Annotated in this window: 3 protein-coding genes; all 3 read left to right on the top strand. The window is 48.7% G+C overall.

What is annotated here, in order from left to right:
• A partial coding sequence (cas1, locus tag QZQ29_RS09185) for a CRISPR-associated endonuclease Cas1 (protein ID WP_296962593.1) occupies positions 1–1,188 on the top strand: 1,188 nt, incomplete at its 5' end.
• Complete coding sequence (cas2, locus tag QZQ29_RS09180; RefSeq protein ID WP_296962591.1) at positions 1,188–1,493, top strand: CRISPR-associated endonuclease Cas2; 306 nt, start codon at positions 1,188–1,190, stop codon at positions 1,491–1,493. The genes cas1 and cas2, both read left to right, overlap by 1 nt.
• 182 nt (positions 1,494–1,675) lie before the next feature.
• Complete coding sequence (locus QZQ29_RS09175; RefSeq protein WP_296962589.1) at positions 1,676–2,821, top strand: hypothetical protein; 1,146 nt, start codon at positions 1,676–1,678, stop codon at positions 2,819–2,821.
• Positions 2,822–3,129 lie beyond the last annotated feature (308 nt).

Genomic DNA, 3,129 nt, shown 5'->3' with positions numbered 1-3,129 from the left:
CGAAAACACGGTAGGGGTGAAGCATACTCTTCACATCTCCTTGTGAAAAAAGAATCCCCATACATGGGGACGAAAACCGGGAAGTATGACACTTTACCACGTCTCCAGCGTTGTTGTGAAAAAAGAATCCCCATACATGGGGACGAAATAGCTTATTTTTTAATGCTGTTTGCAGGAGAGGTGATAACAATGAGCTGGCTTTATTTGACGGAAGCAGGAGCTAAACTTGGACTGAGGGAAGGACGGTATGTAATCAGCCGTGAGAATGAGACTATGGCAGAGGTTCCTTCGGAAATGGTGGAGGGAGTTACTTTGATAGACGCTATTCAGGTGTCATCCAGGGTGATTGTAGACTGTTTGAAACGGAATATACCTGTAACATGGTTATCAACGGAGGGAAAATTTTTCGGCCGCCTGGAATCAACTTCTGACAGGGATGTTTTACAGGTGAAAGAGCAGTTTGACGTATTGCAAGATAAAAAGTTTTGTCTTGATTTAGGACGGATGGTGATTTTTCGCAAAATTTATAATCAACGTGCTATCTTAAGAAACTATAATCGGCGGGCCGGACTGGAACATGTCAAAGAAGCCTATGACCGTATACGCATCCTTGCGGATAAATTGCATGAAACGAAAAACATAGAAGAAGTGATGGGCTATGAAGGAGCTATTTCACGTATTTACTTCAAGACTTTATCATCCTTCCTGCCATCGGAGTTTCAATTCGAGAAGAGGTCAAGACGACCGCCCAGAGATTTCTTCAATTCCATGCTGAGCTTTGGCTATACACTACTTATGTACGACTTTTATAGTGCTATAGCCAGGACCGGACTGAGTCCCTATATTGGATTACTGCATACTCTTCGTAAAGGGCATCCTGCATTGGCATCGGATCTTATGGAACCATGGAGGGCAGCTATTGTAGATTCTTTCTGCCTGGCACTTGTTACACATCGTGAAATAGATGGAGATTGTTTCGTAAAAAATGATGATAATGGCGGCGTTTACTTGAACCGGGTGGGGCGTCGAATTTTTATACAGGCCTATGAACGGAAACTGCTAAGTATAAATTCTTATTTCAATGGAAAATACTCATGGCGCCATACCATCCAAATGGAATGCGACTCGTACAGACAGGCTTTGCATACTAAAAATCCGGAGACCTTGAAAGCACTGGTGATTCGGTGATGAAAGAAAATGAACTGGTTGCTGCAGATGATTCGCGTCTGATTATTTTGATTATTTATGACATTGTGAACAATAAAAAGAGACTGGCCATGGTAAAATGCTTATCCCGCTATGCAGTGCGGGTGCAGAAGTCCTGCTTTGAGGGATTTCTAACCCCGCGCCAATGTGAGCAAATGGAGATGGAGGCCAGTCAGATTATTGATTTTCATGAAGATTCGCTTCGGGTATACAAATTGCAGGACCATACGAAGGTTAAGTCCTGGGGGAAAGGAGAAGTAAAGACAGAAGATGTGATTATCTATTGAATATGAATGAATATAGGGAATAATTCATTTTTAATAAATAGTGACCAGAGGCGATTCTGGTCACTATTTCATATGATTTCAAAAATCTTTCCCTTCACTGTCAATTCCTGTCATGGTCTCTGCGTATAATAGAGACAGCAAAGCATCTTCTGGTTTCATCAGCTGCAGGAAAGGAGAATATCATGGACGGATATGGAATGGATATTTCTATGCTTCGGGGGCCGGTGGTGAAGGTGGTGCTTGTGTCTTCCCCTATAGGCGGACGGAGGGGGAGGCTCTACGGGGTGGAAACGGAGCAGCGGCTTTCTCTGTCGGAGAAGGGCGGGGCCTGGCTGACGCGGTATTATGAAATGGAGGAGGATGAGGAGTGGCATACCCGGACAATAAGGGAGAAGTTTCATGCCGATCGGAAGACGGTGCGGGCTGTGATGGAGGGGATATTGGAATGTCTGCCGCATCTCCAGTGCGTCCTGGCTGATGATGCAGGGGACTGGGAGCTGATTCTGGAGGATAGTAAGGGAAACCGCTGCAGGGCCTATGGAACTCTGGAGGGGGACTGCATGGCGGCGCTTTCTGATGAAATCAGGGAGAAGCTGGGGCGGAAGGATTTGTTCCTTTTCAATGGAATCTATGACCGGGTGGACCGGCTGGAGTTTACTCTTCACCGGACGGAAAAAATCAGGCCCGGCGGCCCTCTGCCGGAGGGCTTTTCCTATGTGACCTGGAATTATGATGAGAAAATGGTGATGGACCGGGCAGCGGAAACGGTAGAGTATGACCGGCAGATTTTTGAGGCCTCAGACGTGAAGACCCGGTATCATCTGGAGGAGGCGGTTTCTTCTTTCCTGGATGGCCTGTCTCCCTGGGTATTTTCCATTGTGGAGGGAAATCCAAAGGATGTGTGCGTGGATCCGCTGCGGTCCTGTGACTATACCATCGTTCTTACCATGGAGAAGGGTGGGAAGCGTGAAATCCGCGGGTCCTACGATAAGAGGGGCCTTCCGGCGGACTGGCCGGCCTTTGCGGAGAATTTCTACCATTTTCTTTCGTATTACGGTCTGGGTGAAATCTTCAACGCCGCGGCTTACGGGAAGGTCCGCCGCCGGGAGGGAGAGCTCATTTTCTGCGCCGTTTCCTTCGAAGAGGGCGGGCAGGAGTACTGGTATATGGCGGACAGCGATGAGTACGAGGTCGGCGATTTCGTGCAGGTTCCGGCGGGCGTGGATAACCACGTGGCCATCGGCCGGGTGGAGTCGGTGGTGTACTGCCAAAAGGAGGAGGCGCCTTATTCGGTGGATCGGGTGAAGCATATTATGGACAAGCCCTGACGGGCTTGAGGGTTCAGAAGGTTCGGCCCGCTAAAAGCGGACTGGTTCAGAGGGTTCAGAGGGGGGCAGCCGCTGGGCGGCTGAGGGGGCTTTGCCCTTTGGGCAAAGGGTTGTGTTCGCTCTCGCTCAGGGGACGACAGCGCCTTTTAGGATACGCCTTGCGGGCGTAAGGGTTGACGGCCCTTTGGGCCGAGGGTTCTTAAGGGGCTTAAGTTTGACGCGGCCTTATGGTGTTAGAGCCCAGCAATTATAGCCATTTTTAGTCCATCAATTTTAGCCAATTTTAGCTCAGGAATTGTGGCCAACAA

This window comes from uncultured Dialister sp., assembly GCF_900538805.1.
GTDB lineage: Bacteria > Bacillota > Negativicutes > Veillonellales > Dialisteraceae > Dialister.
Note: the sequence above shows the minus strand (reverse complement) of the source record. Positions and strands in the feature narration are given on the sequence as shown.

What these genes read in the sequence shown, in the direction of transcription:
- cas2 (WP_296962591.1), top strand. Translation starts at nt 1,188, where the DNA reads ATGAAAGAAAATGAACTGGTTGCTGCAGATGATTCGCGTCTGATTATT.
- QZQ29_RS09175 (WP_296962589.1), top strand. Translation starts at nt 1,676, where the DNA reads ATGGACGGATATGGAATGGATATTTCTATGCTTCGGGGGCCGGTGGTG.